26 protein-coding genes and 1 pseudogene are annotated in these 23,648 nt (G+C 55.0%); 25 read left to right on the top strand and 2 right to left on the bottom strand.

Annotated features, from left to right (window positions below; genetic code table 11):
- Position 1: 1 nt before the first annotated feature.
- The 8 genes from B9Z42_RS12565 (at position 2) to B9Z42_RS12530 (ending at position 4,790) form a co-directional block, all read left to right on the top strand.
- On the top strand, positions 2-688 hold the full coding sequence (locus B9Z42_RS12565) for a sugar transferase (RefSeq protein WP_100133896.1): 687 nt from the start codon (positions 2-4) through the stop codon (positions 686-688).
- A 571-nt stretch (positions 689-1,259) separates the two neighbouring features.
- Complete coding sequence (locus B9Z42_RS12560; RefSeq protein ID WP_143474092.1) at positions 1,260-1,490, top strand: hypothetical protein; 231 nt, start codon at positions 1,260-1,262, stop codon at positions 1,488-1,490.
- A 52-nt stretch (positions 1,491-1,542) separates the two neighbouring features.
- Entirely contained in the window at positions 1,543-1,908 is a 366-nt protein-coding gene (locus tag B9Z42_RS12555; RefSeq protein ID WP_100133752.1) for a DUF6516 family protein, read from the top strand.
- A complete protein-coding gene (locus B9Z42_RS12550) occupies positions 1,905-2,252 on the top strand; it encodes a transcriptional regulator (protein WP_100133751.1) in 348 nt (115 codons plus the stop codon). Before B9Z42_RS12555 ends, B9Z42_RS12550 begins: the two co-directional genes overlap by 4 nt.
- A 52-nt stretch (positions 2,253-2,304) precedes the next feature.
- The gene (locus B9Z42_RS12545; protein WP_100133750.1) at positions 2,305-2,592 is read left to right on the top strand and encodes a hypothetical protein; all 288 of its coding nucleotides are present in this window, start codon (positions 2,305-2,307) and stop codon (positions 2,590-2,592) included.
- An 84-nt stretch (positions 2,593-2,676) separates the two neighbouring features.
- Complete coding sequence (locus B9Z42_RS12540; RefSeq protein ID WP_143474091.1) at positions 2,677-3,828, top strand: type IV toxin-antitoxin system AbiEi family antitoxin domain-containing protein; 1,152 nt, start codon at positions 2,677-2,679, stop codon at positions 3,826-3,828.
- Positions 3,829-4,088: 260 nt separating this feature from the next.
- On the top strand, positions 4,089-4,346 hold the full coding sequence (locus B9Z42_RS12535) for a hypothetical protein (protein WP_100133748.1): 258 nt from the start codon (positions 4,089-4,091) through the stop codon (positions 4,344-4,346).
- 9 nt (positions 4,347-4,355) lie between these two features.
- Positions 4,356-4,790, top strand: a complete 435-nt coding sequence (locus B9Z42_RS12530; RefSeq protein ID WP_100133747.1) for a type II toxin-antitoxin system VapC family toxin — start codon at positions 4,356-4,358, stop codon at positions 4,788-4,790.
- Between the two features lie 63 nt (positions 4,791-4,853).
- Here B9Z42_RS12530 and B9Z42_RS12525 read toward each other — a convergent pair whose 3' ends face one another.
- Positions 4,854-5,849, bottom strand: coding sequence for an adenosine kinase (locus B9Z42_RS12525; RefSeq protein ID WP_100133746.1), 996 nt, complete (start codon positions 5,847-5,849; stop codon positions 4,854-4,856).
- A gap of 148 nt (positions 5,850-5,997) precedes the next feature.
- On the opposite strand from B9Z42_RS12525, the gene B9Z42_RS16290 reads away from it, so the two are divergent.
- The 4 genes from B9Z42_RS16290 to B9Z42_RS12505 all read left to right on the top strand — a co-directional run bounded on the left by B9Z42_RS16290 (position 5,998) and on the right by B9Z42_RS12505 (position 10,354).
- Positions 5,998-6,318, top strand: coding sequence for a hypothetical protein (locus B9Z42_RS16290; RefSeq protein WP_158235959.1), 321 nt, complete (start codon positions 5,998-6,000; stop codon positions 6,316-6,318).
- A 118-nt stretch (positions 6,319-6,436) separates the two neighbouring features.
- Positions 6,437-7,096 (top strand): YjbF family lipoprotein, encoded by a 660-nt coding sequence (locus tag B9Z42_RS12515; protein ID WP_158235958.1) that lies wholly within the window; start codon positions 6,437-6,439, stop codon positions 7,094-7,096.
- On the top strand, positions 7,057-10,035 hold the full coding sequence (locus B9Z42_RS12510; protein ID WP_100133744.1) for a YjbH domain-containing protein: 2,979 nt from the start codon (positions 7,057-7,059) through the stop codon (positions 10,033-10,035). Before B9Z42_RS12515 ends, B9Z42_RS12510 begins: the two co-directional genes overlap by 40 nt.
- A 109-nt stretch (positions 10,036-10,144) precedes the next feature.
- A complete protein-coding gene (locus tag B9Z42_RS12505) occupies positions 10,145-10,354 on the top strand; it encodes a BrnA antitoxin family protein (protein WP_100133895.1) in 210 nt (69 codons plus the stop codon).
- A 91-nt stretch (positions 10,355-10,445) separates the two neighbouring features.
- Here the strand turns inward: B9Z42_RS12505 and B9Z42_RS16510 are convergent.
- A pseudogene (locus B9Z42_RS16510) lies at positions 10,446-10,685 on the bottom strand (DUF4143 domain-containing protein); the annotation flags it as partial.
- 82 nt (positions 10,686-10,767) lie between these two features.
- Between B9Z42_RS16510 and B9Z42_RS12495 the strand changes: the two are divergent.
- From B9Z42_RS12495 to rfbC, 13 genes are read left to right on the top strand one after another with little or no spacing between them, the layout of a single operon-like run.
- Positions 10,768-12,138, top strand: coding sequence for a Fic family protein (locus B9Z42_RS12495; protein ID WP_100133742.1), 1,371 nt, complete (start codon positions 10,768-10,770; stop codon positions 12,136-12,138).
- An 11-nt stretch (positions 12,139-12,149) separates the two neighbouring features.
- A complete protein-coding gene (locus B9Z42_RS12490; protein WP_158235957.1) occupies positions 12,150-12,983 on the top strand; it encodes a glycosyltransferase family 2 protein in 834 nt (277 codons plus the stop codon).
- 3 nt (positions 12,984-12,986) lie between these two features.
- Complete coding sequence (locus B9Z42_RS12485; protein ID WP_100133740.1) at positions 12,987-13,952, top strand: glycosyltransferase; 966 nt, start codon at positions 12,987-12,989, stop codon at positions 13,950-13,952.
- Positions 13,945-14,877 (top strand): WxcM-like domain-containing protein, encoded by a 933-nt coding sequence (locus B9Z42_RS12480; RefSeq protein WP_100133739.1) that lies wholly within the window; start codon positions 13,945-13,947, stop codon positions 14,875-14,877. Before B9Z42_RS12485 ends, B9Z42_RS12480 begins: the two co-directional genes overlap by 8 nt.
- Positions 14,874-15,989 carry a DegT/DnrJ/EryC1/StrS aminotransferase family protein gene (locus B9Z42_RS12475; protein WP_100133738.1) on the top strand — a complete coding sequence of 372 codons (1,116 nt, stop codon included), beginning with the start codon at positions 14,874-14,876 and terminating at the stop codon, positions 15,987-15,989. The genes B9Z42_RS12480 and B9Z42_RS12475 overlap by 4 nt, the downstream gene beginning before the upstream one ends.
- Before the next feature lie 8 nt (positions 15,990-15,997).
- Entirely contained in the window at positions 15,998-16,567 is a 570-nt protein-coding gene (locus B9Z42_RS12470) for an acyltransferase (RefSeq protein ID WP_100133737.1), read from the top strand.
- 1 nt (position 16,568) lies between these two features.
- Complete coding sequence (locus B9Z42_RS12465) at positions 16,569-18,515, top strand: acyltransferase family protein (protein WP_100133736.1); 1,947 nt, start codon at positions 16,569-16,571, stop codon at positions 18,513-18,515.
- A gap of 49 nt (positions 18,516-18,564) precedes the next feature.
- Positions 18,565-19,626, top strand: a complete 1,062-nt coding sequence (gene rfbB / locus B9Z42_RS12460; RefSeq protein WP_100133735.1) for a dTDP-glucose 4,6-dehydratase — start codon at positions 18,565-18,567, stop codon at positions 19,624-19,626.
- 47 nt (positions 19,627-19,673) lie between these two features.
- On the top strand, positions 19,674-20,000 hold the full coding sequence (locus B9Z42_RS12455) for a DNA-binding protein (RefSeq protein ID WP_100133734.1): 327 nt from the start codon (positions 19,674-19,676) through the stop codon (positions 19,998-20,000).
- Positions 19,997-21,250, top strand: coding sequence for a type II toxin-antitoxin system HipA family toxin (locus tag B9Z42_RS12450; protein WP_100133733.1), 1,254 nt, complete (start codon positions 19,997-19,999; stop codon positions 21,248-21,250). The genes B9Z42_RS12455 and B9Z42_RS12450 overlap by 4 nt, the downstream gene beginning before the upstream one ends.
- A 10-nt stretch (positions 21,251-21,260) precedes the next feature.
- Positions 21,261-22,190 carry a dTDP-4-dehydrorhamnose reductase gene (rfbD, locus tag B9Z42_RS12445; RefSeq protein WP_100133732.1) on the top strand — a complete coding sequence of 310 codons (930 nt, stop codon included), beginning with the start codon at positions 21,261-21,263 and terminating at the stop codon, positions 22,188-22,190.
- Positions 22,187-23,062, top strand: coding sequence for a glucose-1-phosphate thymidylyltransferase RfbA (gene rfbA, locus B9Z42_RS12440; RefSeq protein ID WP_100133731.1), 876 nt, complete (start codon positions 22,187-22,189; stop codon positions 23,060-23,062). The genes rfbD and rfbA overlap by 4 nt, the downstream gene beginning before the upstream one ends.
- 3 nt (positions 23,063-23,065) lie before the next feature.
- Complete coding sequence (rfbC, locus tag B9Z42_RS12435) at positions 23,066-23,626, top strand: dTDP-4-dehydrorhamnose 3,5-epimerase (RefSeq protein WP_100133730.1); 561 nt, start codon at positions 23,066-23,068, stop codon at positions 23,624-23,626.
- Positions 23,627-23,648 lie beyond the last annotated feature (22 nt).

Here is a 23,648-nt window from a genome sequence, read left to right as displayed (position 1 = left end):
TGTGCAGAGGTTCCTCGACATCTTTTTCTCAGGCTTGGCTCTGTTGGTCCTCGCGCCGCTTCTGCTGCCCATTGCCTTGATGCTACGCCTGACGGGTGAGGGCGAAATCTTCTTTTTGCAGGAGCGTGTTGGCAAGGACGGCAAGCCGTTCAAGCTCTACAAGTTCGCCACCATGTTGAAGAACAGTCCTTATGTCGGCACAGGCACGGTTACTGTGAAAAATGATCCAAGGGTACTACCTATGGGCCATTTCTTGCGCAGAACCAAGATCAATGAGTTGCCCCAATTACTAAACATACTGCTTGGATCTATGAGTGTCGTGGGCCCTCGCCCCCAAGCGCGCAAGAACTTCGAAGCGTTCCCGATGAACCTACAAAAACTAATCATCCAAGTAAGACCCGGGCTTTCAGGAATTGGGTCAGTCATCTTCAGGGGAGAAGAAGACATATTGGCTGACTATGCGGACAATGTAAATTTCTACGACAAGGTTATTGCCCCTTACAAAGGGCAGGTAGAGGCTTGGTATGTTGAAAATCAGTCTATGTTTACATACTTTGCTGTGATATTCATCACTATTTGGGTAGTGATATTTTCTTCTTCAAGGCTGGTGTGGCGAGTTTTCAAGGGATTGCCAATACCACCCGATACTCTAAAGGGCCATTTGAATTATTTAGCCATGGACGCATAAGTCGTATTTTGAGAGTTTATGGCAATTATGCGATGGCCAAGGCACTCGAGCGGGTTAAAACTGTCGAGCGCCTGGTGAAGCAAAAAATCGTGGTCAAAGAGTCTCGGGGGCAGTGGCGCCCAAGTTTGCAGAACGATGACGTGGTGACCCACTGAACCTAGTTTTTGTTGCGCCGTCTGCACAAGAGGCGACGGGGGACAATGCCATACCGCAAACACTCGCTTCGGTTTGTTCAATTGATTAAGGAGCGGTTTAATGATGAATTTCGACTTGTTACAGCAGAGCAAGAAATCGATCGCCGATTACGTTCAAAGGGAATTACCCGTTCGCCTTAAGAACCGTCATTTAGAGCATTTGCTAAATAAGGCGTGAATTTATTACGGATATAGCACCGTAATTGGGGTCAGATCCAAATTGTTTGTGATGTTCAAGGAGCCTACGGGCTCCTTGTCTACTTAAGGGGCTTGTGTTGTCCAAAGGCCGGCCAATTGAGGTGGGAGTGAGTGACAACAAGTGATGTAAATTCAACAATCGAAGCAGCCTCTGGCTGCTTTGTCGTTTTGGAGTGTCAATGCCGTTTAGAAAATTTGCTCTTGTGATTTGGGCGCTGGCCATATTGGCCGTAACGGTGCTGGCCTTGCTGCCCATTCAGCACTTGCAATTTCCGGTCTTTGATTGGTGGGATAAAGCGCAACACGCTTTTGCTTTTGTGGTGCTGTCGGGTGGCGCATTGCTGCTGTGGCCCGGCGCCTCTGTGCGGGTGGTGGGGGCTTGGTTGCTGGTTCGAGGGATGCAGGAATAATTGGGGCCAGATCCTTAGTTGTAAACTTTATCAACGGCTGATACACTTAGTCATGCGTGAAGATCTCGGCATAACCACTCTTACCGATCTCCATGATCAGATCATTGATCAAGGGGATGGGTACTGGATCAAGATCGAGGCTTGGGTTGTCCCAGTCTCAAAAGACATTCCGCATGGGGTTCGTTATGCGCTGACATTGCACGAACCTTATGGCAAACGAATTCTTGGGTACGACAATGCCCATGCGGTTAAGCCGCCCAAGAAATTCAAGTATGCCGGTACTAGGTTGCCGTATGACCACAAACATCGGCATGTCAGCGACAAGGGTGTGCCTTACGAGTTCAAGGATGCACACCAACTGTTATCCGACTTCTTTGTTGAAGTCGATCGTGTGCTGAAGGAGGCTAGGAAGTCATGAAGACAATCGTTGTTGGAATCTTGCCGCAAGAGAAAATTCGCGAGCGAATGTTGTCTATCGCTCGTGGCGATTACAAACCAAAATCAACCGACCCCAAGATCTGGTTTACATCAATGCGGTCTCTGGCAGAGGTTTTGAGTGATGACAATCGTGCCTTGCTGAAGGTCATTCAGAACTCAAAACCACAGTCCATTTCCTCTTTGGCTGATATCACTGGACGCAAGCCAGGCAACCTTTCGCGAACATTGAAGACAATGTCCAACTACGGCTTTGTTGAGATGAGGCGCGAGAACCGGCACGTCCGTCCAATTGCTATGGGTACGGACTTCCGCATCGTTGCCTGATCGTGTTTTGAATCGCCCCAGATTTGAACTGCCCCCCAGAAGTAGGAAAAACATGGCCAAGTTTTTTAGTTTCTTCAGATCAGATCAGCATCTTTTGGCAGATACATCTCTGTCTAGATTTGTGCGTGATGCTTCTTCAGCAGAGAAAAAGAAGATCTATTCGCGTGTGATTGCTAAGGCTACGGAAGATCAAAACAAAGTAATTGAGTTAGCGAAAAATCTGGAGTCTCAGAAAGTATCAATTGGGGTCAGATCCCAATTGTTTGTGATGTTCAAAGCTTTCGGCCATGGTGGCGACGGGCAGGTGGCTACGAACAAAGCGGATGACTTGCCGGTTTGATAAATTCCAAAAACATGCATAATTTCTGACATGCGCACATCTGAAGCCATTCGCCAAGCCATCGCAGCTAAGCCTGATGGAGCGGTGTTTTCTGCCGCAGACTTGCGGTTGGCGGGCACCCGAGCAGCCATCGACCAAGCGCTATTGAGGATGATGCAGGCTGGCGTTATTGTGCGAGTGGCCAGGGGCTTGTACGCGTTGGCAGGTCAAAGTGTGGAGGCGCAGACAGTGGCCCGTGCGGTGGCGCAAAAGACGGGCGAGCGTGTCGGTCTTGCGCCAAACGCTGAACCCCATGATGAGTTGGTGGTGCCGACCTCTGGTGTGTCACGCACCGTCAAGGCTGGAGGGCATACGCTGCAGTTCCGGCGAATGAGTCAGCGAAAAGTCCAACTGGCCTCAAGCCCCAAGGGCAGGGTGTTGTTGACGCTTTGGAACCGTGGCGTAGCGGAACTGACAACCACAGAGATCAAGCAAGCCACAGTTGACTGGCCGCAGGGCGATATTGACAGCTTCGCTGGCTTAATTCCGGCTTGGCTTTATGTGGCCATTCAACAATCCAATGCGCCGCGCAAGTCCGTTAAGTTAGGACTATCTGGCGCGTACGACTGGTCTAACCCAAACATGCGTGACGATGTGTTGATTGGAAAGGTGCTCGAAAAACACAAATTTGAGGACGTGGCTCGGCTGTGCTTTTTTTACGGTGTTCCCAAAGTCAAGCGCGTGTTCAAGCGGTGTGAGTTCGGGCAAATGACACGTGCCTGTGTGACCCGGATGCTGGGCAACATCAGCAAAGGCCTGAGCGCAATTCAGGCAGGAAATGCTGGAGACAGACCTCGGCTGAAAAGTGACTTCTTGAAGTCATCCCCAAAGCTGGAGATTGTCAAAGGGGGCTTCGACGTTTTGGGTTTGGATGGACTTTTGGCCATGAAAAGTATCGTCGTGTATGACCGTGTCAGGTCAAGAGATATTTTTGATTTGATGATTCTTACCCGTGACCATGGTTACACCTTGAAAGACATCTTTGCGGCCATCGATGCCTATCAGCCCATCAGGCACAAAGATCCTGAGCATTTCAAGTGCGTCGTCACCGGGCTGATTCCGGTGGATGAAAATGATGAGGGCTTTGCCAGCATCCGTCTGAATGTCAAGATGGATGAGATCTATACGCACTTCAAAAAATTGGTCAATGATTACGAAGTGAAGGTTGCTCAAGAGCTTTGGGCGGGCGGCGTATGACCACAAAGACAAGCCAGTGTTTGGGTAATCGTCCCTAGTATCAAAGACGTGAGATGTAGCATTTTTTCCAATGGAAGAGCTTCTACTTGAAGAGATCAAAATTCAGCGATAGCCAGATCATGGACGCCGTCAAACGCGTTGTGATGTACGCCGGTGACCACTTGCTTGCCCATGTCAGGGTGAATCAGGGTTGGTAAATCGGGGGCAGACCTCCCAATTGATTACAATGCAATCGTTGCAATCAATCGGGGAGGCGTCACATGAGCAGCATCACCATTCGTAACCTGGACGAAAACCTCAAGGCCAGTCTGCGCATGCGCGCAGCACGGCACGGCTTGTCGATGGAGCAAGAAGTGCGCAACATTCTGCAAAGCACCTTGGCCACAGACGCCAGCCAAGTCAATGGATTGGACTTTGCGCTTCGCATCCATCAACGCTTCAAAGGGCTTGGCGGTGACGATTTACTCTTGCCAGAGCGCACGTCAGCCAGACCAGCGCCCGATTTCAGCCAGCCCTGAGCTCGGGCCATGAGCAGGGGTTCCCTCATCGACACCAACGTTTTGTCAGAGCTCATGCGTGACAAACCAGACCCGCAGGTATTGACCTGGTTTTCGGAGCAAACGGTCAACCACCTGCAAACCAGCGCGGTCACGCACGCTGAAATCTTGACCGGTATCGCACTCTTGCCTGCGGGCAAGCGCCGCCAAGCCATGGCGCTTGCCGCAAGCCAAATTTTTGAAGAAGATTTTTTGGGCCGATGCATCGACTTTGGTGGGCTCGCCGTAGCGCAATACGCCATGGTCAAAGCACAACGCCAGATGGCAGGCAGGCCCATAGATACAGCAGATGCACAAATCGCCGCCATTGCGTTAGCTGCAAACTTGACGCTCGTGACCCGTAATACCAAAGACTTTGAAGGCATAGATGGCCTTCAAGTCATCAACCCCTGGCAATCGCACTGACCTTATTAGTTGGGGCCGGTTCCCTCATGACCAAAATGGAGCCTCGCACCTAATCGCTAAAACTCAGGTGTCTGACCCCTGCAGAATGCCTTGAAGTTGCTCAGCCGTCAGCCGATTGCCGTGCTGGCTAACAACAGCCGATGCCGCCCGATTGGCCAAGGCCGCCGCTTGAGCGACGCTCTGGCCGTGGGTGATGCCGTACAAAAAAGCCCCGGCAAACATGTCGCCCGCGCCGTTGGTGTCCACCGCCTTCGTGGGCACGGCGGGCACTTCTGTGCGTTGCTCACCCTGAACGACGATGCTGCCTTTGGGGCCGCGCGTCAGGCAAACGGTGGTCGCCAGTTTCGACAGTTGCGTGTTGATGGCGTCGAGGTCGGTGGTGCCACACCAAGTTTGGGCCTCTTCTTCGTTGGCAAAGAGGTAGTCCAAGCCATCGCCCATCATGGCTTCTAGGCCGGCGCGGCAGAAGTTGATCATGCTGACATCGCTGAGCGTGAGGGCGGTGGCCACTTGGTGCTCAATGGCGATTTGCCGGCCTTGAACCGCAGCGGCCAGCCCTGTGGGCGAGGCGGCCAAGTAGCCTTCCATGTAATAAATGCGCGATTTGGCAATGTCTTGCGGGTGCAGGGCGCTGGCATCGAGCTCGGCGGTGGCGCCCAAGAACGTGCACATGCTGCGCTCGGCATCTGGGGTGACCAGCACCATGCAGCTGCCTGTTTGGCCATGTTGCGCTTGGGTGTGCGCGAGGTTGGTGGCAACGCCGTTGGCTTGCAGGTCTTGGGCGTAAAAAGCGCCCAGCTCGTCGTTGGCCACACGGCATGAGTAAAACGCTTTGCCGCCTAACTGCGCCAAGGCAACCACCGTGTTGCCCGCAGAGCCACCGCCCGTGCGACGGGCATGCAAGCCTTGAACGTGGGTTAACAGCTCGGTGCGCTGCGGTGCGTCGATAAGCGTCATGTGCCGCTTGCTCACACCCATGGTGTGCAGCAGATCGTCAGAAACTTCGTACTCGGTATCGACCAAGGCGTTACCGATGGCGTAGAGGTGGTAGTGGGGCATATTGACCAAACGTAAAACGCTGATTGTAATTTTTCAAAATGATGCGTTGCATAAACACAGGCTGAGCCATGTCATTTCGATGAGTTTTCACAATAACTTCACAAAACCACCTAAAATAAATCCACATTTTTACCAACTGGACTTCACCATGAAAATCTCCGCACTCTTCTTGTCAATCGCTTTGGCTATTTCTCCAGTCGCATTTGCACAGCAACAAGGCGCAGCTGCAGGTTCGGGTTCAGCTGCTGGTGGCGCAGCGGGTAGCGCCGCAGGCTCTGCCGCTGGTGCCGCCGCAGGCGCGGGTGCAGCAGCCGGTGCTGCTGTGGCTGGCGTGACCGTCGGTGTGGCTGCTGCTGCCGTTGCCGCTGTGGCTGTGGCTGCTTCGGTGTCTGCCAACAAAGCAGACCCTGTGTACACCACGACCAACTCAGGCACAGGCACTGTGCAAGTTTGCATCGCTAACTGCTAATCAGCCGTTGCTTGCCCAGCAAACGCCCCGCAAGGGGCGTTTGTTTTTTCTGCGTCCTGTTTAGCACCGAGCGAGTTTGCCCATGATTTTGCATTGTCTCAAATGCGTGTCTTTGTCTATGTCTGTGCTCGTTGTTGCGCTGACCTTGCAAGGCTGCCGAGGCTCTAACCCCGTGTACGACACCCTCACCAATGTGCTGCCGTGGTCGCAGCAATATGCCAACTTGCAGCCGGGGTTTGAGTACCTGTGGGTGTCGGTAGACGGCAAAGCCAGTGTGATGGCTTTGGGCGCGCGCGAAACGCGAGGCAACGCGGTGCATGAGCACTGGTACACCGGCCAAGGCGAAATGCTTCATTTGGTGGACGGGCGCGTGCAGCAGGCGCTGGGCTTCACGCATGAGCTGCGGCAACAAACGGGCGCGCCGCCTGCGTGGGGTAGCTTTGCGGCGCAGCTGGGGCAAGTGAGCATGAAAGATCAAACTCAATCCACCAAGGATGTGGTGTGGACACGCCAGCTCGACGTGATGCCCGGCTACCGCTTTGGTATGCAAGAGACGGTGGTATCGCGCACGGTGGCCGAGCCTGCGCGCTTACCTGAAGGCGTGCCGGCGCAAGCGCAGTGGGTGGCCGATGAGGTGCGCGGCAAAAAAGCAAATGGCTTACCGTGGGTGTATGCGCAGCGCTTTGCGTTGGCGAACAACCGGGTGGTGTACAGCGAGCAGTGCCTAGCCCCTGAGGTATGTTTGAAGTTGCGCCCCTTGGGTGTGGTGGTGCCGTGATGATGCCTAAGACCGTGATGCTCAAAAACTTTAAAAAACGCCAAAGTGTGGTGGCATTTGCGCTGGCGCTGGCTGCTGTGCCTGTAGCGCAGTCGCAGCCGCAGCCGCAGCCGCAGCGCCTGAGTGCCTGGCTCAAAACTCAAACCCTGCCAGCCGACGCCTACCCGCTAGGCACCCTCTGGGTTACGCCCGAAGAAAAAGCCCGTCAGCAAGCGCAGCATGAGGCGCTGATGCAATCCTTGCCCAGCCTCGTCGAGCAAGGCGTGTTAACGGCCAACGCCATGCAAGGCTTGCAGCGCAACTTGCAAGCCTTGCCGCCCACCGGTCGCGTGAAGCTGTCCAACGTGGAGGCCGATTGGCTAGAGGCCTACCCCCGCAAAGACCCCATGCTGCAACCCGGTGATGGGGTGAGCATTCCCACCAGACCCCTGAACTTGCGCGTGATGGCGCAAGACGGCGCGGTGTGCGAAATACCCCACCGCGAGGGCCTGCAAGCCAAAGACTATGTGCGGGCTTGTTTGGGCGGCGATGATGCAGCAGCGCGCTACGGTGACTGGGCTTGGCTGGTGCAGCCCGATGGCCGCGTGCAGCATGTGCCGCTGGCTTTGTGGAATGCCGCAGCGCAAGACCAACCGGCCCCAGGCGCTTGGCTGTGGGTGCCCGACAGCGGCACCCGTTTATCGTTCGAATGGCAGCAGCGTTGGGCCGATTGGTTGGCCACGCAAGGTGTGGCGACGCGCATAGATTTGTCGGCCTTTGCGACACCCGTTGCATCGCTCTCCAACGCGCACGCTTCATCGCCCACGCGCCAAGTTCAGCCACCACCTTTGGTACATAATGTGTTGGACTTAGAAGGCCGCTATGCGCAGCCAAAGCCCTCGGCCAGCAATTGGGGCAATGTGGGCTTGTTGCAAACGCCCACCGCGCGCATGCAAGAGGCGGGCTATTTTGGGCTCTCGTTTCACCGCACATGGCCGTACCAAAACTCGAATGTATTTTTTCAGCCCACCGATTGGATGGAGGCGGGCTTTCGCTACACCGACACCTCCAACCGCTTGTATGGCCCTGAGTCGTTCAGCGGCACCTTGCCCTACAAAGACAAAAGCATTGACGTGAAGTTGCGCGCTTGGCGCGAGTCAGCATGGCTGCCCGAGTTGGCGGTGGGCCTACGTGATGTGGGCGGCACGGGGCTGTACAGCTCAGAGTACGTGGTGGCCAGCAAGCGCACGGGTCGGTTCGATTGGTCGCTCGGCATGGGCTGGGGTTACTTGGGCGCGCGTGGCAATTTAAGCAACCCACTCAGCAAGGTGTTGGGCCAGCGCATGGACACGCGTCTTCAAAACGGCGGGGCTTACGGGGGCGAGTTTTCGACCAGCTCGTGGTTCAGAGGCAACCCAGCTTTGTTTGGTGGTGTGACCTACCAAACCCCGTGGAACGTGGACGTGAAGGTGGAGCTGGACGGTAACAACTACCAGCACCAGCCACACAACAACAACTTGCCTCAGAGTTCGCCCATCAACTGGGCGATGGTGTATCGCCCCGTCAAAGGGCTTGATGTGTCGATGGGGCTGGAGCGCGGCAACACCTGGTCGATGGGGTTCACGTTTTATGTGGACATGGCGGGGCTGAATGTGCCCAAGGTGACCGACCCCGCGCGACCTGCAGTGCAAGTTGCCCGCCCCAAAGCCGAGCCCAATTGGGCCGCCACGGCCGACACCTTGGCCGCACACACGCTGTGGGATGTGAAGCAAATTTACCGCGATCAAAACACCGTGGTGGTTGAGGCGCACAACTCGGCCAGTGTGTATGCCCAAGAGCGCTTAGACCGTGCCGTGGCCGTGCTGCACCAAGCGGCACCCGCTGAGGTGGAAAATTTCGAGATGCACCACCACAAGGTGGGTGATGTGCTGGCGGTCGAGAAGGTCAACCGAACCGCATGGGTGGCACAGCAAACACAGCCTGCGCGCACGCAAGAGCCTGTCAAACCTGTTGAGCCGGTGTACGTGACAGAAGCGAGCAAAACCCGCACACCGCAGTTACCCGAAAAAGCCCTGAACTATTGGGCCGAGCCTGGCCTTGATTTGATTCAAACCTTGGGCGGGCCCGATGGCTATTTGTACCAACTGAGTGGTGCGTTGGGCATGGGGCTGGAGCTGCCTTGGAACGTCAAAGCCAACGGCACGCTGCGCTTGCGCCTGATGGACAACTACGAGCGCTTCACCCCCGGGTGGTCGAACCTGCCGCAAGTGCGCACGCACATTGCAGAGTACATGACCACCTCACGCGTGACCCTGGAAAACCTGAGCATCAGCAAAACCAACCGCCTAGGACAAAACTGGTACGGCGCTGCGTACGCTGGCTATTTTGAAAACATGTTTGGCGGCGTGGGCGGCGAAGTGCTGTACCGTCAGCCAGGCAGCCGATGGGCAGCGGGGCTGGATGTGAACCACGTCAAGCAGCGTAACTTTGCGCAAGACTTTGGCTTCAGAGATTACGCCATCAACACAGGCCATTTGACGGGTTACTGGATTACCCCGTTTGAAGGCGTGCACACCTCGCTCAGCGTGGGCCAGTATTTGGCGGGTGACCGAGGTGCCACGATGTCGGTGCAAAAGGTGTTTGCCAATGGTTCGAGCATCAGCGCCTACGCCACCAAAACCAACGTGCCCGCAGCGGTGTTTGGCGAAGGCTCGTTCGACAAAGGCATTGCTTGGATGATTCCGTTCGACGCCTTCCTCACCAGCAGCAGCCGCTACAGCGCCGGCTGGAGCTGGAAGCCCTTGCTGCGCGATGGCGGCGCCAAAGTAGGCCGCCCCGTCAACCTGTTCGCCGACACCGTATGGCTGTCGCCCAACGTGAAAGCGCATAGCCCCGCCAAGCCGGACAACGACAGCGTGGCGCCGGATGATCGGGTGGAGGGGTATCAGCGGAAGCGGTGATGGGGCTCAACATGCCGCCATTGCGCAGCTCTACAAGATGTGATCCGAATCATTTCTGCACGCAAGGCGTCCATCTATGAATCTAAGCAATACCGATAAGAGGTGCACCATGAGAAAAGAATACGATTTCACGAAGGCGCGTAAAAACCCTTATGCAGCTCAGTTGAAGAAGCAGATAACCATTCGTTTAGATGAAGATTCAATTGGTTACTTTAAAGGCATTTCGGAGCAAGTCGGCATTCCATACCAAAGCTTGATTAACCTTTACCTGCGCGATTGCGCAACTCATCACCGTAAGTTAGATCTGAGTTGGAAGTAGTTCGCTAATGAATTGGAACGGCGCAGCGGTTGATTGCAAAGCCGATCCAGAGCGGCAAAATCAACGCGTCGGGTGAAGGGCGCGCACGCCGTTATTTTTCTACGGCGGCCCAGTTTGATGGCTTGAAAGTCATTAACCCCACAAGCTCGAGAGTGGGGCAGCCCAAATGCCCGGCGGCATTTTCGATGACCATATCGACCTCGTATTTGTCTGCGTCTCGGTAGTACATCAGACGGTAATCACCGTCCGATGTCGTGGTTTGTTTAAGTAGTTCCCCAAAAACAAAGGTTTCGAGCACATGGCCAAACTGAGTTCGATCGCGTTGAACGTCTTCTGCGTTGAGACCTTAAAGTTGGCGCAGTTTATAAAACTGCGCCAAAATTGCGCCACTTAAATTCGAAAACAGCGCCAATATGACCAGCACGTCCACCGACGATTTATTTCACAGCATTCAGGCGTCTGCAAACGGTTTGACGCTGGCCGAGCTCATGACGGTGTGCCCAGGCATTGCTAGGCGAACAGCGCAGCGGTTGATTGCAAAGCTGATCCACAGCGGCAAAATCAATGCCTCGGGTGAAGGTCGCGCACGCCGTTATTTTTCGACGGCAACCCAGTTTGGTGTTGGCAGGCAGACCACGAATGGCGACGTTTTTCCTAGCGGCATTCCACTGTCTGCAGACAGCCAAGACATTCTTACGTACATTGACCAGCCGCCAGAAGCACGTAAACCTGTTGGCTATCAGCGAGATTTTTTGGAGGCTTATCGGCCGAACGAAACTTGGTATTTGTCCGAGTCGCTGCGCCGTCAGTTGCACAACATGGGCAAAACTGCTGATGTGGCCGAGCCTGCGGGTACTTACAGCCGCGCCATTTTGAATCGCTTGTTGATTGACCTGTCGTGGGCATCGAGCCACTTGGAAGGCAATACATATTCTCGGTTGGACACGCGCGAGTTGATTGAGCACGGGAAGGCCGCTCGCGGAAAGGCTGCGATCGAAACGCAGATGATCTTGAACCATCGAACGGCGATTGAGCTGTTGGTTGAAAACATCGACAGTGCGGAGTTCAACCGATACACCCTGATGAATCTGCATAGCGCTTTGGCTGAAAACTTGTTGCCCAACCCTGCGGATGAAGGGCGAATACGCCAGCACGCCGTTGATATCGGAAAAAGTGTGTATCGGCCGTTGTCGGCCCCCCAGCAAATTGAAGAAGCGTTGGACGTTCTACTCAAAAAGGCCAATCAGATTCGAGACCCCTTTGAGCAGTCTTTCTTCATGATGGTGCATTTGCCCTATCTGCAGCCATTTGCGGATATCAACAAACGCACCTCCCGATTGGCTGCTAATTTGCCATTGTTCCGTGCTAATTTGTGTCCATTGACCTTCTTGGATGTGCCCGAGCAGGCTTACAGTCGCGCGACGCTTGGAGTTTATGAAATGACTCGCGTGGAGTTGCTGCGCGACCTGTATGTGTGGGCCTATGAGCGGTCAACGCAAGAGTACTTGGCCATCAAGCAAGACCTCGCTGAGCCAGACCCACTTCGATTGGCTTGGCGAGACTTTATCAAGCAGACTCTACGAGAGGTCATCACGCAGCCAGAAGTAGAGCCACTCACCAGCATTCAGCGATGTGTCGCGAAACATATTCCAGCCATTGAGCAGCATGCGGTGCAAGCACTGCTCATTGAAGAACTCCGGCGTTTACATGAGGGCATGCTGGCACGCTATGGGCTGCGCCCCTCGGAGTACGCCACATGGAAGGCGTTGCATGCCCCTCGGTAGAATCAAACCCAATGACGCAGCCCAACTACACCCTCACCTTCGCTTGCTACAACCAGCTCGATTACACCCAGCAGTTCATCGCCAGCTTGGACCGTGACGAGGTCGATTTTTCGCGCATCGTGGCGGTGGACAACGGCTCCACTGACGGCACGCGCGAGTGGTTGGGCCAGCAAGGTTTTGGCGCGGTGATTTTGAACAACCGCAACCTAGGCTGCGGTGCTGCATGGAACCAAGGGGCCTTGGCCATTCAGTCCAAATGGACGGTGGTGATGAACAACGATGTCATTTGCGCCAAAGGCTGGCTGCGCAACTTGCTAGCGTCTGCCGAGGCCAACCACCTGCACATTGCCAGCCCCGCTATGGTGGAAGGCGAGTTGAACTACGACTTTGCCGCGTGGGCCACCCAAGCCCAAGACAGCATGCATGGCTACATCCGCCAAGGTGCGCCGCATGCCGTGTGCATGGCCATTCGCGACGATGTGTGGAACGAGATTGGCTACTTCATGCCCGTGCCCAAGCTGTTGGGTTATGAAGACGGCATCTTTTTTCAGCGAGCCCTTGAAGCTGGTTTGAACACAGGCACCACCGCCGATTCATGGCTGCACCACTACGGCATGACCACCCAAAAAGCCCTCAAGCTAGAAATGAAGCTGGACCAAAAAGACAGCTTAGGCAACCGCAATTTGATGCGCTTGTACATGGCGCAGACTTGGGTGGCTCGTAAGCTGGCGCGGTATCAGAGGCGCAGTTTGCTCAAGACCACGCGGGCGCATGAGTTGGCGACGTATGGCAAAACGGTGCATGCGCTGAACCGCAAGGCGGGCGCGCCCTGGGAGTGGGTGTAAGCCATGACGCACGTTCGCGCGTCCGTGGTGCTGCTGACCTACAACCAAGAAGCGTTTGTCCAAGAAGCCCTGCAAAGCCTGCTCGACCAAGACGTTGACGATCTTGAAATTGTGGTGTCGGATGATGCTTCCAAAGACGGCACGTGGCGCGTGGTGACTGAGATGGCGGCTGACTACAAGGGCGCTAAGCGTTTGTTGCTTCATCAGAATACAACCAACATCGGCTTGACGGCCAACTACGAGGCCGCCTTTGCATTGACCACGGGTGATGTGGTGTTCAGCGCCGCAGGAGACGATGTGTCGACGCCAGACCGATGCCGCTCTTGCGTGGCGCTTTGGTTAGCGAACGATCGAGTGCCCGACTTCATCGCCACCGATGCGTATGACATGGCCTTGGATGGCGAAGTCTTGGGCATGAAATGCATGGATGAGTTGAAAGGTTTGACGCTTGAGCAGTGGGCGGTCAAACGGCCTTACCAATTTGGCGCATCCCACATGCTGACACGCCGTCTTCTGGCCTTGAACCCCTTGGCGCCTAACCTTCCTGCAGAAGACCAATGTTTTGTGGTGCGTGCGGTGCTGATGGGCGGTGGCTTGCGTTTGAATTCGCCCAAGGTGTACCACCGTCGCAGTGGCATGTCGGGCAAGGTGCGTGAGCAAAGCTTTGAAGAAAAAATAGCCAACATGCGTAAGGGCGCTAGCCGCGGTTTGCTTGAATTGGCCCAAATGCAGCGCGATGCCGCTTGCTTAGGACAAGCAGCGCGCTTTGAATCGTTGACGCAAGTGCAAGCTGATTTGTACCGCTACATTTCAGCCCAATTAGACAAGCCCGGACTTGTGAAAAGTTGGGGCTTGTTGTGCAACGCTAAAAGTCTTCGTTTTTCAAAGAAATTGCGGTTCTTCTTTTACGCCAATTTATCGTGGTGGTTCAGCATGTTGTTTCAATTGAAGGTGGCATTGAATGGATAAACCAATGATTCATGCATTGGCGGATGTGCAAACCGCCGATATTGGCGAAGACACCCGCGTCTGGCAGTTCGTCGTGATCTTGGCGGGCGCACGCATTGGGGCGCAGTGCAACATTTGTGCAAATGTCTTGATCGAAGGCGATGTGGTGCTGGGCGATCGCGTGACCGTTAAGAGTGGTGTGCAGCTTTGGGACGGTTTGCGCGTGGCCGATGACGTGTTCATCGGCCCCAATGCCACCTTTGCAAACGACCTGTATCCACGTAGCCGCCAGCGGCCAGATCAGTTTTTGACGACGACGTTGCATCAAGGGGCGTCGGTCGGGGCTGGGGCGGTCATTCTTCCTGGCATCGACATTGGTGCTCGCGCCATCGTGGGGGCGGGGGCTGTGGTGACTCGCTCTGTCCCACCTAATGCGATCGTGGTGGGCAACCCCGCACGCATCGTGGGCTATGTGGACACCAACAAAGAGGCCTCGGGTGATGCAGCGTCAACGCCAGCAAGCAAAGGTGTTACCCCAACCCGTGTGAAGGGGGTAACGGTGCATCACATGCCTCAAGTGGCGGATATTCGTGGCAGTCTGACGGTGGGTGAGTTTGGCCGCAGCATTCCGTTTGATGCCAAACGCTATTTCATGGTGTATGGCGTGCCGAGTATGGAAACCCGTGGTGAGCATGCACACAAGGCGTGCCACCAGTTTTTGATTTGTGTGGGTGGCAGTTGTTCGGTGGTGGCGGACGATGGTGTCAACCGCGAAGAGTTTGAGCTCACAGGGCCGCACATGGGCATCCACTTGCCACCGATGGTGTGGGGCATTCAATACAAGTATTCGAAAGATGCGGTGTTGTTGGTGTTTGCCTCGGAGTACTACGACAGCGCCGATTACATCCGTGACTACTCTGAATTTTTAAAGGCAGTGGCGCCATGACCGTCCCATTTCTAGATTTAAAAGCGACTTACACCGAACTCAAAGAAGACATTGATGTCGCGGTCGCACGCGTTTTGAACTCGGGCTGGTACATCGGCGGTGGCGAGGTGGATGCGTTTGAAAATGCGTTTGCCCGCTATTGCCAAGCCGACCATTGTGTGGGTGTTGCCAATGGCTTAGACGCCTTGCATTTGGCGTTGTTGGCGATGGGCGTCGGCCCCGGCGATGAAGTGATCGTGCCCAGCAACACCTACATCGCCACTTGGTTGGCGGTGTCGCAATGTGGCGCAACGGTGGTGCCGGTGGAGCCGTGTAAAACAACCCATAACCTCGATGTGGCGTTGATCGAAGCGGCCATGACCCCGCGCACCAAAGTGATCTTGCCGGTGCATTTATATGGCCAGCCCGTTGACCTTGATCCCTTATTGGCCTTGGCCAAGCGTCATGGCGTGCGGGTGCTGGAAGACGGCGCGCAAGCGCATGGTGCGCGCTACAAGGGGCAACGTTTGGGTGCGCATGGTGATGCCGTGGCTTGGAGTTTCTACCCCGGTAAAAACTTAGGTGCGTTTGGCGATGGCGGCGCAGTCACCACAAACAACCCGGAGATTGCAGACCGACTGCGTGTGTTGCGCAACTACGGGTCTCGCGTGAAGTATGTCAACGAAGTGCAAGGCTTCAACAGCCGATTGGATCCGCTGCATGCTGCAGTGTTGTCGGTGAAGCTGCAGCACTTGGACGAATGGAATTTACGGCGTACGCAAATTGCGCAGCGCTATATGAATGAATTGTCTAACGCACACTGTGTGTTGCCCGAAACTCCCGAGTGGGCCACGCCTGCTTGGCATTTGTTCGTCGTGTGCACCCAGCACCGCGCGGCCTTGCAAGCGCATTTGCAGGCGAGCGGTGTCGGAACCTTGATTCACTATCCCATTCCGCCACATTTGCAAGCTGCTTATGCAGGTGCAGGCTTTGACTCTTCCGACTTCCCCATCGCCACACAGTTGGCCGATGAGGTGTTGAGCTTGCCCATGGGGCCGCATTTGTCAGGTGCAGAGGTGAGCCAAGTCATTGAAGCCTTTAATGCCTTTGACCCGCATTCACCCAAGGTCTAGGAGCGAGCATGCGACTCGGTTTTTTGGGGCGAGGTGTGCAAGCGCTTCGACGTTTATTTTTCAAAAGTATCTCCACTATTCAGGTGCAGGGCGCACCGCGTTTGATGCAGCCCTTGCATTCCGTCGGGCTTGGCACGATCAGAATAGCCAAAGGCGTGACGGTTGGGTATTACCCCTCGCCTTTCTTTTTTTCGTCGCATGCTTATTTAGAGGCGCGGCACGCCAGCGCCTCGATTTCCATTGGCGAAGGCACATCACTCAACAATGGATTCGTTGCGATTGCAGAGCATGCGCGCATCGTTGTTGGCAGCCATTGTTTAATTGGCACCAACGTCGAGATTTACGACAGTGATTTTCATGGGCTCGCTGTGGCTGATCGCCAAACTTCATTGCCGGAGTGGGCCAAGCCGGTGGTCGTGGGGGATCATGTGTTCATTGGTTCCAACGTCAAAATCATGAAGGGCGTGACCATTGGAGACGGCGCTGTAATTGCTAATGGGGCAGTTGTTGTCAAGGACGTCGCGCCTGCGACGGTTGTGGGTGGTAACCCGGCGCGGTTAATCAAAGAGCTGACATGACATGACCACAAACCAAACTTCGCACGCAGCTTACCGCCCAGATATTGATGGCTTACGGGCCTTTGCCGTTTTGTCGGTGGTCGTGTTTCATGCGTTTCCATCGCTGCTGCCGGGTGGCTTTGTGGGCGTTGATGTTTTTTTTGTGATCTCTGGCTTTTTGATTTCGGGGATCATGTTCAAGGCTTTGCAGGCAGGCACATTTAGTTTTTCAGACTTTTATGCACGGCGCGTGAATCGTATTTTTCCCGCATTGATTTTGGTGTTGTCAGCCACATTTGGATTCGCTTGGTTTGTGCTCTTCAATGATGAGTTGAAGCAACTGGGCAATCATTTGTCACGAGCGGCTGCATTTTTGTCGAACTTCATTCTTTGGCATGAGTCTGGGTACTTTGACAATGCGGCAGAAACCAAGCCTTTGTTGCATCTCTGGTCGTTAGCCATTGAAGAGCAGTTCTACATTGTTTGGCCTTTGATGGTTTGGGCGCTTTGGCGATTGAAGGCTTGGCGCTTGCAGATCATCAGTGCTTTGGCGGTGGCATCTTTTGCGTGGAATATCTACCAGTCTCAGCATGACTTAACGCATGATTTTTATTCGCCTTTAACCCGTTTTTGGGAATTGCTTTGTGGTGCGTTGTTGGCGTATCGAATGAGCGATTCGCATGCATGGCGCCCAAGTTTCGATGAGGCATGGCTTCGCATCAACAACTTGCGTCCATGGGTTGGCGCGGTGTTACTTCTTGCCGCGGTAGGCTTCATTGATGCCACGCAAAAATTTCCTGGCGGCTGGGTTTTGTTGCCCGTTCTTGGTGCGGCTTTGGTGATTTCAGGCGATGGCCAACATTGGGTCAATCGTGTCGTTTTGTCTCAGCCACAGGTTGTGTGGATTGGGACAATCAGCTATCCCTTGTATTTGTGGCACTGGCCCGTTTTCTCTTTTGCACGGATCGTTGAAGGCGGTACACCGAGTGCATGGACTCGGTTGGTGGCATTGTTCGTTTCGGTTGTATTGGCTTGGCTCACCTTCCGATGTGTGGAAAAGCCGATTCGTTTCACATGGCGTTTTCGCTACAAAACTTGGGTTTTGACGTGTGCCATGCTGTGTGTGGGTTTGATGGGGTACCTTGCTCACAAGGCAGACGGATACCCCAGACGCTCAGTCATGGAAAACCAACAAATTTTCAATCAAGGAGATATTGGCCATGATGTGTTTCATCAATATTTTCAAGATCATTTCTTCCCTTGTGCGGAAGATGCGATTCAACAAGATTCAGGTCATTGGAAGGGCGTTGTGAGATGCTTCCAGTCGCATAAAAATAGCCCTGTGACCTTGGTGTTACTTGGAGACAGTCATGCCGAGCATTTATTTTTGGGACTTGCTGAAAAGTTGCCGCATGTCAACGTAGGTTTTTATGTCAAGGGCACGCTCCCATTTTTAAGTAAGAAGGAGTTTGACCTTATTTTTGACAAAGTTTTAAAAAGTAAGGATATCAAGCAAGTTGTGATTTCTGCCATGTGGGCTAATCGAATGAACGAAGTTCAGCCAGGCTCTTCTTTAGCCATTGAACTCAGTCAAACCATCAAGGCGCTCCAAGAATCAGGAAAGCAGGTCTATCTGAGTGACGACATTCCTCAGTTTGAATTTGACCCACAAAGATGTAAGTTCCAGCGACCTTTGACGCAAAGCACAAAGTGCGATGAATCTATTCATGGTTATAAAGAAAAAAGAAATAAATACGGCGCTGATTTAGCTCAGGTATATCTTGATAACGAAGCTCTTAAGAAGATTGAGCTTTCGTCATTGATGTGCAACGACACGTCTTGCAGCATGGCTCGTAACGGCCAAGTGCTGTACCGCGATAACAACCACCTCAACATTCCCGGCTCTCAATTCGTTGGTGCGCAAATCGTGGCACAGCACCCTAGCTTAGGTAAGTTTGGCGCTCCCTAATGTCACTGCAACGTGTAACAAATCCATACGTTCTTTTTAAAGCTAAACCATGACTCTCCTCGTCACCGGCTGCGCCGGCTTCATCGGCAGCAATTTTGTCCACACATGGCTCACCAGCTCTGACGAGCCCGTGATCAACCTCGACAAACTCACCTACGCCGGCAACCTCGCCAACTTAGACGCCCTCAAAGACGACCCCCGTCATGTGTTTGTGCAAGGCGACATTGGCGACACCACCTTGGTGCCTCAGTTACTAGCGCAGTACAAGCCCCGTGCCGTGCTCAACTTCGCGGCCGAGAGCCATGTGGACCGCTCCATTCACGGCCCAGGCGACTTTATTCAAACCAACGTGATGGGTACGTTCAATTTGCTGGAGTCGGTGCGCGCCTATTGGCAAGAGCTGCCAGCGGCCGAGAAAGAGGCCTTCCGCTTTTTGCATGTGTCCACCGACGAGGTGTACGGCACCTTGTCGCCCTCAGACCCGCCGTTTGCCGAAACCAAAAACTACGAGCCCAACAGCCCGTACTCAGCCAGCAAAGCCGCCAGCGACCACTTGGTGCGTGCGTGGCACCACACCTATGGCTTGCCCGTGTTGACCACCAATTGCAGCAACAACTACGGTCCATACCACTTCCCCGAAAAGCTCATTCCTTTGGTGTTGCTCAACGCCTTGGCGGGCAAGCCGCTGCCCATTTATGGCGACGGCCAACAAGTGCGCGATTGGCTGTACGTGCAAGACCACTGCCGCGCCATTGCACGCGTGCTCGAAGCGGGCAAGCTGGGCGAGACCTACAACATTGGCGGCTGGAACGAAAAGCCCAACCTTGAGGTGGTCCACACCCTGTGCAGCGTGCTCGATGAGTTGCAGCCTCGTGCGGATGGCAAGCGCTATGCCGAGCAAATTACTTACGTCAAAGACCGCCCCGGCCACGACCGCCGCTACGCCATTGATGCACGCAAGATTGAGCGCGAGCTTGGCTGGAAGCCCCAAGAAACCTTCGAGACCGGTATTCGCAAAACCGTGCAGTGGTATTTGGCCAACCAAGCCTGGGTGGAGGGTGTGACCAGCGGTGCTTATCGCCAGTGGGTGGGCAAGCAATACGGCGCTTGATATGACTTTAAGTGACACAAATTATCGATTTTGTGTTACCTTAAGTCATGCCTAAATCTTCAGATCACAACGATTTCTTGCCGCCACCGGCTGCGCAGGCGGTCGTCGCGCTCGGTCAAAGTTTGGCCTTGGCACGCCAGCGACGCAAAGAGTCGCTGCGCAGTTGGGCGCAGCGCATGGGCGTGGCGGTGCGCACTTTGCAGCGCATGGAAAAAGGCGACCCAGGCGTAGGCATGGGGGTCTATGCCTTGGCCATTTGGTTGGCAGGGCGCTCACAAGCGTTGGCCGATGTGGCGCTGCCCGAGTTCGACATGGTGGCGCTGGACGCCGAAGTTCAAGCTGTACAAAAACGCGGTCGCCGCTCTGCCCCATGAGCGCTATTGCATTGCCCGAAATTTTGTTCCTTTGGTGGTTGGGGCAACCCAACGCACCTCGGCTGGTGGGCACATTGCGGTGGGTGCGTCGGGCGCAACAGCAGCAGGCTGGCGTGTCGTTGCGCTACAGCGCCGAGTGGCTGGCAACGGGGTTTGCATTGAGTGAAGACCTGCCGTTGAGAGACGCCGAGTTCATGCCAGCCGAGCCCGATGCCGCCGCAGGTGCGGTGGACGATGGCCGCCCAGACCGCTGGGGCGAACGCGTGATTCGTTTGCTCATCAAGCCACAGCGCTTATCGACCTTGGACTATTTGTACTTTGCGGGCGATGACCGTTTTGGTGGTTGGGGTGTCTCGACCTCCGAGGCTGTCTACACACCCTATGAGCACGGAGCCTTGCCGCAGTTTGCCGATGTACAGCAGGTGCACGACTTGGTGCGCCGTGTCGAAGCGGGTGAGATGCTGGCCGAACCGCTGCGCCATTGGGTGGCCCCAGGCGCGACGCTGGGCGGCGCGAAACCCAAAGCCTTGTTGGCGATGGATGGCGCGCAATGGGTGCTCAAATTTGCCGAAGCGGGTGAGGTGTGCGACAGCGGCTTGGTTGAGCACGCCTGCATGACGTTGGCCGCACACGCAGGTATTGATGTGTGTGAAACGCGACCCATCGCCTACCAACACGGCTCCACCATTCGCCATGCCGTGGCCGTTCGACGCTTTGATCGCATGGCGCAGCAGCGTTTGCACGCTGTCTCTGCACATGTGGCGCTGCGTGCGGCGGGTGTGGACTATGGCTACCCCGAGTTGGCTTTGTTGCTGCGCAGACGCGGCAACGCAGCACACATTCACGCCAACGGCGAGCAGGTGTTTCGCCGCATGGTGTTTAACATCGTGATGGACAACACCGACGACCATGAAAAAAACCATGCGCTTCTGCGCGTTAACAACGTGAGCAACTTCTATAGCTTGGCCCCCGCGTTTGATGTGTTGCCTGCAGCGCAAGCACTGGGTTATCAGTCTATGCGTGTGGGGCAGGTGGGTGCAGCTTCTACGTTGGAAAATGCTATTTCTGAGCACAAATCTTTCGGCATGACGCTGGCGCGAGCCAAAGAAGTGATGTCGGAGGTGGTGAGGGTTGCCGATGCGTGGCAAGTGCACTTCGCGAAGGCGGGTGTGTCTGCGCAAGATGTGGCTGTCTTGGCGCAAGCGATTGACCGACCTTTTTTACAAAGCCAACGCATGGCTTGGTTATGAACTTATTTTGATGGCATTTTCTGCACAACGTCTTTTGTTAATAGGTGCCAACGGCCAGTTGGGTCACCAGCTCGCCGTGCAGCTGCAACAGTTGGGCGAGGTCAAAGCGCTCACGCGTGCCGAGGCCGACTTGGCCAACCCTGCAGCTTTGCGCGTAGCGTTGACCGAGCTTGCCCAAACTTTTCACCCCACGGTGATCGTCAATGCCGCGGCCTACACCGCGGTCGATAAAGCGCAAACCGAAACCGAGCTGGCGCAAGCGGTGAATGCCGAATCGCCCGCTGTGTTGGCAGAGTTGGCCAAGGCCCACAACGCCACGCTGGTGCATTACTCCACCGATTACGTGTTTGACGGCTCAGGCACCAAGCCTTGGCAAGAGAGCGACACCACGCACCCGCTGTCGGTGTACGGCCAAAGCAAGCGCGATGGCGATTTGGCCATTGCCGCCCTTTGCCCCAAGCATTTGATTTTGCGCACCAGTTGGGTGGTGGGGGCCCACGGCGGCAACTTCTTAAAAACCATGCTGCGTCTGGCGGCCGAGCGCGATGCCTTGCGCGTGGTGGCTGACCAAATTGGCGCACCCACCAGCACCGCCTTGCTGGCGGATGTGACGGTGCAGCTGTTGCAGGCCATGCGCACCGCCGCCGACAACGATGCACGTTGGGGTGTTTATCACTTGGCGGCAGCCGGCGAGGTGTCTTGGCATGGCTATGCACAGCATGTCATTGCTGGGGCTTTACAGCGTGGTTCAAATCTGAAGGCAAACCCCGATGCGGTCAGCCCTATCTCCACAGCGGAATATCCTGTGCCAGCGCCGCGCCCCCTCAACTCGCGTTTAAACACGCACAAATTGCAAACCACATTTGCGCTCACCCTGCCTGCTTGGCAAGTGGGGGTGGACGCTATCCTCGATCAACTCTTGACTCATAAATCATCATGACCAAACAACGCAAAGGCATCATCTTGGCCGGTGGCTCGGGCACGCGGCTTTACCCTGTCACACAAGCGGTGAGCAAACAGCTCATGCCCGTTTACGACAAGCCGATGATTTATTACCCGCTCACCACGCTCATGCTCAGTGGCATTCGCGAGGTGTTGATCATCTCTACCCCGCAAGACACACCGCGTTTTACCGAGTTGTTGGGCGACGGCAGCCAGTGGGGCATGCACATTGAGTACGCGGTGCAGCCTAGCCCCGATGGCTTGGCGCAAGCCTTCATCATTGGTAAAAACTTTGTGGCCGACCACCCCAGCGCCTTGGTGTTGGGCGACAACATTTTTTACGGCCACGACTTGGTCAAGCAACTTAACAACGCGAACCAACGCACCAGCGGCGCCAGCGTGTTTGCCTATCATGTGCACGACCCCGAGCGCTATGGCGTAGTGGAGTTTGATGGCGAGTTCCGCGCTTTGAGCATCGAAGAAAAGCCCAAAGCCCCCAAGAGCAACTACGCCGTGACAGGCTTGTATTTTTACGACGAGCAGGTGTGCGACATTGCGGCCGACGTGAAGCCCTCGCACCGTGGCGAGCTAGAAATCACCGATGTCAACAAACGCTATTTGGAGCTGAACCAATTGAGCGTGGAGATCATGGGCCGTGGCTATGCGTGGCTGGACACGGGCACACACGACAGTTTGCTAGAAGCAGCCAGCTTCATTGGCACCTTGCAAAAGCGCCAAGGCCTGATGGTGGCGTGCCCCGAAGAAATTGCGTTTCACCAAAAGTGGATCGACGCCGCTGCGCTGCAAAAGCTAGCTGCGCCGTTGGCTAAAAACGGTTACGGCCAGTACCTGTTGAACTTGCTGAAATAAGCCATGCCCTACCAAGTGACCCCCACGCCTATTGAGGGTGTGTTGATTTTGGAGCCCAAGGTATTTGGCGACGCGCGCGGCTTCTTTTTTGAAAGCTTCAATGCCCGCGACTTTGAGCAAGCCACGGGCCTACAACGCAGCTTCGTGCAAGACAACCACAGCAAATCGGCCAAAGGCGTGTTGCGCGGCATGCACTACCAAGCGCAAAACCCGCAAGGCAAGTTGGTGCGCGTCACGCAAGGTGCGGTGTTTGATGCGGTGGTCGACATTCGCCCCGGTTCCAAAACCTATGGCCAGTGGTTTGGCTTAGAGCTGTCGGCCGACAACAAAAAACAACTCTGGATTCCCGAGGGTTTGGCCCACGGCTTTTTGGTGACCAGCGACAGCGCCGAGTTTTTGTACAAAACCACCGACTACTACAACCCCGTCTTTGAGCGCAGCTTGTTGTGGAACGACCCAGACGTAGGCATTGATTGGCCTTTGCATTTGTTGGATGCAGCGCCTTTGTTGGCGGCTAAAGATGCCAGCGCTTTGACGTTGGCACAAACAGCCGAGCAGGCTTAAACGGGTGCAGGCTGAGGTGTCT

The sequence above is a fragment of the Limnohabitans sp. B9-3 genome, assembly GCF_002778325.1.
Classification (GTDB): domain Bacteria; phylum Pseudomonadota; class Gammaproteobacteria; order Burkholderiales; family Burkholderiaceae_C; genus Limnohabitans; species Limnohabitans kasalickyi.
The sequence above is the reverse complement of the archived record's forward strand: the minus strand, read 5'-3'. Positions and strand labels throughout refer to the sequence as shown.

What these genes read in the sequence shown, in the direction of transcription:
- B9Z42_RS12560 (WP_143474092.1), top strand. Translation starts at nt 1,260, where the DNA reads ATGCCGTTTAGAAAATTTGCTCTTGTGATTTGGGCGCTGGCCATATTG.
- B9Z42_RS12555 (WP_100133752.1), top strand. Translation starts at nt 1,543, where the DNA reads ATGCGTGAAGATCTCGGCATAACCACTCTTACCGATCTCCATGATCAG.
- B9Z42_RS12550 (WP_100133751.1), top strand. Translation starts at nt 1,905, where the DNA reads ATGAAGACAATCGTTGTTGGAATCTTGCCGCAAGAGAAAATTCGCGAG.
- B9Z42_RS12545 (WP_100133750.1), top strand. Translation starts at nt 2,305, where the DNA reads ATGGCCAAGTTTTTTAGTTTCTTCAGATCAGATCAGCATCTTTTGGCA.
- B9Z42_RS12535 (WP_100133748.1), top strand. Translation starts at nt 4,089, where the DNA reads ATGAGCAGCATCACCATTCGTAACCTGGACGAAAACCTCAAGGCCAGT.
- B9Z42_RS12530 (WP_100133747.1), top strand. Translation starts at nt 4,356, where the DNA reads ATGAGCAGGGGTTCCCTCATCGACACCAACGTTTTGTCAGAGCTCATG.
- B9Z42_RS12525 (WP_100133746.1), bottom strand. Translation starts at nt 5,849, where the DNA reads ATGCCCCACTACCACCTCTACGCCATCGGTAACGCCTTGGTCGATACC.
- B9Z42_RS16290 (WP_158235959.1), top strand. Translation starts at nt 5,998, where the DNA reads ATGAAAATCTCCGCACTCTTCTTGTCAATCGCTTTGGCTATTTCTCCA.
- B9Z42_RS12515 (WP_158235958.1), top strand. Translation starts at nt 6,437, where the DNA reads ATGTCTGTGCTCGTTGTTGCGCTGACCTTGCAAGGCTGCCGAGGCTCT.
- B9Z42_RS12510 (WP_100133744.1), top strand. Translation starts at nt 7,057, where the DNA reads ATGTTTGAAGTTGCGCCCCTTGGGTGTGGTGGTGCCGTGATGATGCCT.
- B9Z42_RS12505 (WP_100133895.1), top strand. Translation starts at nt 10,145, where the DNA reads ATGAGAAAAGAATACGATTTCACGAAGGCGCGTAAAAACCCTTATGCA.
- B9Z42_RS12495 (WP_100133742.1), top strand. Translation starts at nt 10,768, where the DNA reads ATGACCAGCACGTCCACCGACGATTTATTTCACAGCATTCAGGCGTCT.
- B9Z42_RS12490 (WP_158235957.1), top strand. Translation starts at nt 12,150, where the DNA reads ATGACGCAGCCCAACTACACCCTCACCTTCGCTTGCTACAACCAGCTC.
- B9Z42_RS12485 (WP_100133740.1), top strand. Translation starts at nt 12,987, where the DNA reads ATGACGCACGTTCGCGCGTCCGTGGTGCTGCTGACCTACAACCAAGAA.
- B9Z42_RS12480 (WP_100133739.1), top strand. Translation starts at nt 13,945, where the DNA reads ATGGATAAACCAATGATTCATGCATTGGCGGATGTGCAAACCGCCGAT.
- B9Z42_RS12475 (WP_100133738.1), top strand. Translation starts at nt 14,874, where the DNA reads ATGACCGTCCCATTTCTAGATTTAAAAGCGACTTACACCGAACTCAAA.
- B9Z42_RS12470 (WP_100133737.1), top strand. Translation starts at nt 15,998, where the DNA reads ATGCGACTCGGTTTTTTGGGGCGAGGTGTGCAAGCGCTTCGACGTTTA.
- B9Z42_RS12465 (WP_100133736.1), top strand. Translation starts at nt 16,569, where the DNA reads ATGACCACAAACCAAACTTCGCACGCAGCTTACCGCCCAGATATTGAT.
- rfbB (WP_100133735.1), top strand. Translation starts at nt 18,565, where the DNA reads ATGACTCTCCTCGTCACCGGCTGCGCCGGCTTCATCGGCAGCAATTTT.
- B9Z42_RS12455 (WP_100133734.1), top strand. Translation starts at nt 19,674, where the DNA reads ATGCCTAAATCTTCAGATCACAACGATTTCTTGCCGCCACCGGCTGCG.
- B9Z42_RS12450 (WP_100133733.1), top strand. Translation starts at nt 19,997, where the DNA reads ATGAGCGCTATTGCATTGCCCGAAATTTTGTTCCTTTGGTGGTTGGGG.
- rfbD (WP_100133732.1), top strand. Translation starts at nt 21,261, where the DNA reads ATGGCATTTTCTGCACAACGTCTTTTGTTAATAGGTGCCAACGGCCAG.
- rfbA (WP_100133731.1), top strand. Translation starts at nt 22,187, where the DNA reads ATGACCAAACAACGCAAAGGCATCATCTTGGCCGGTGGCTCGGGCACG.
- rfbC (WP_100133730.1), top strand. Translation starts at nt 23,066, where the DNA reads ATGCCCTACCAAGTGACCCCCACGCCTATTGAGGGTGTGTTGATTTTG.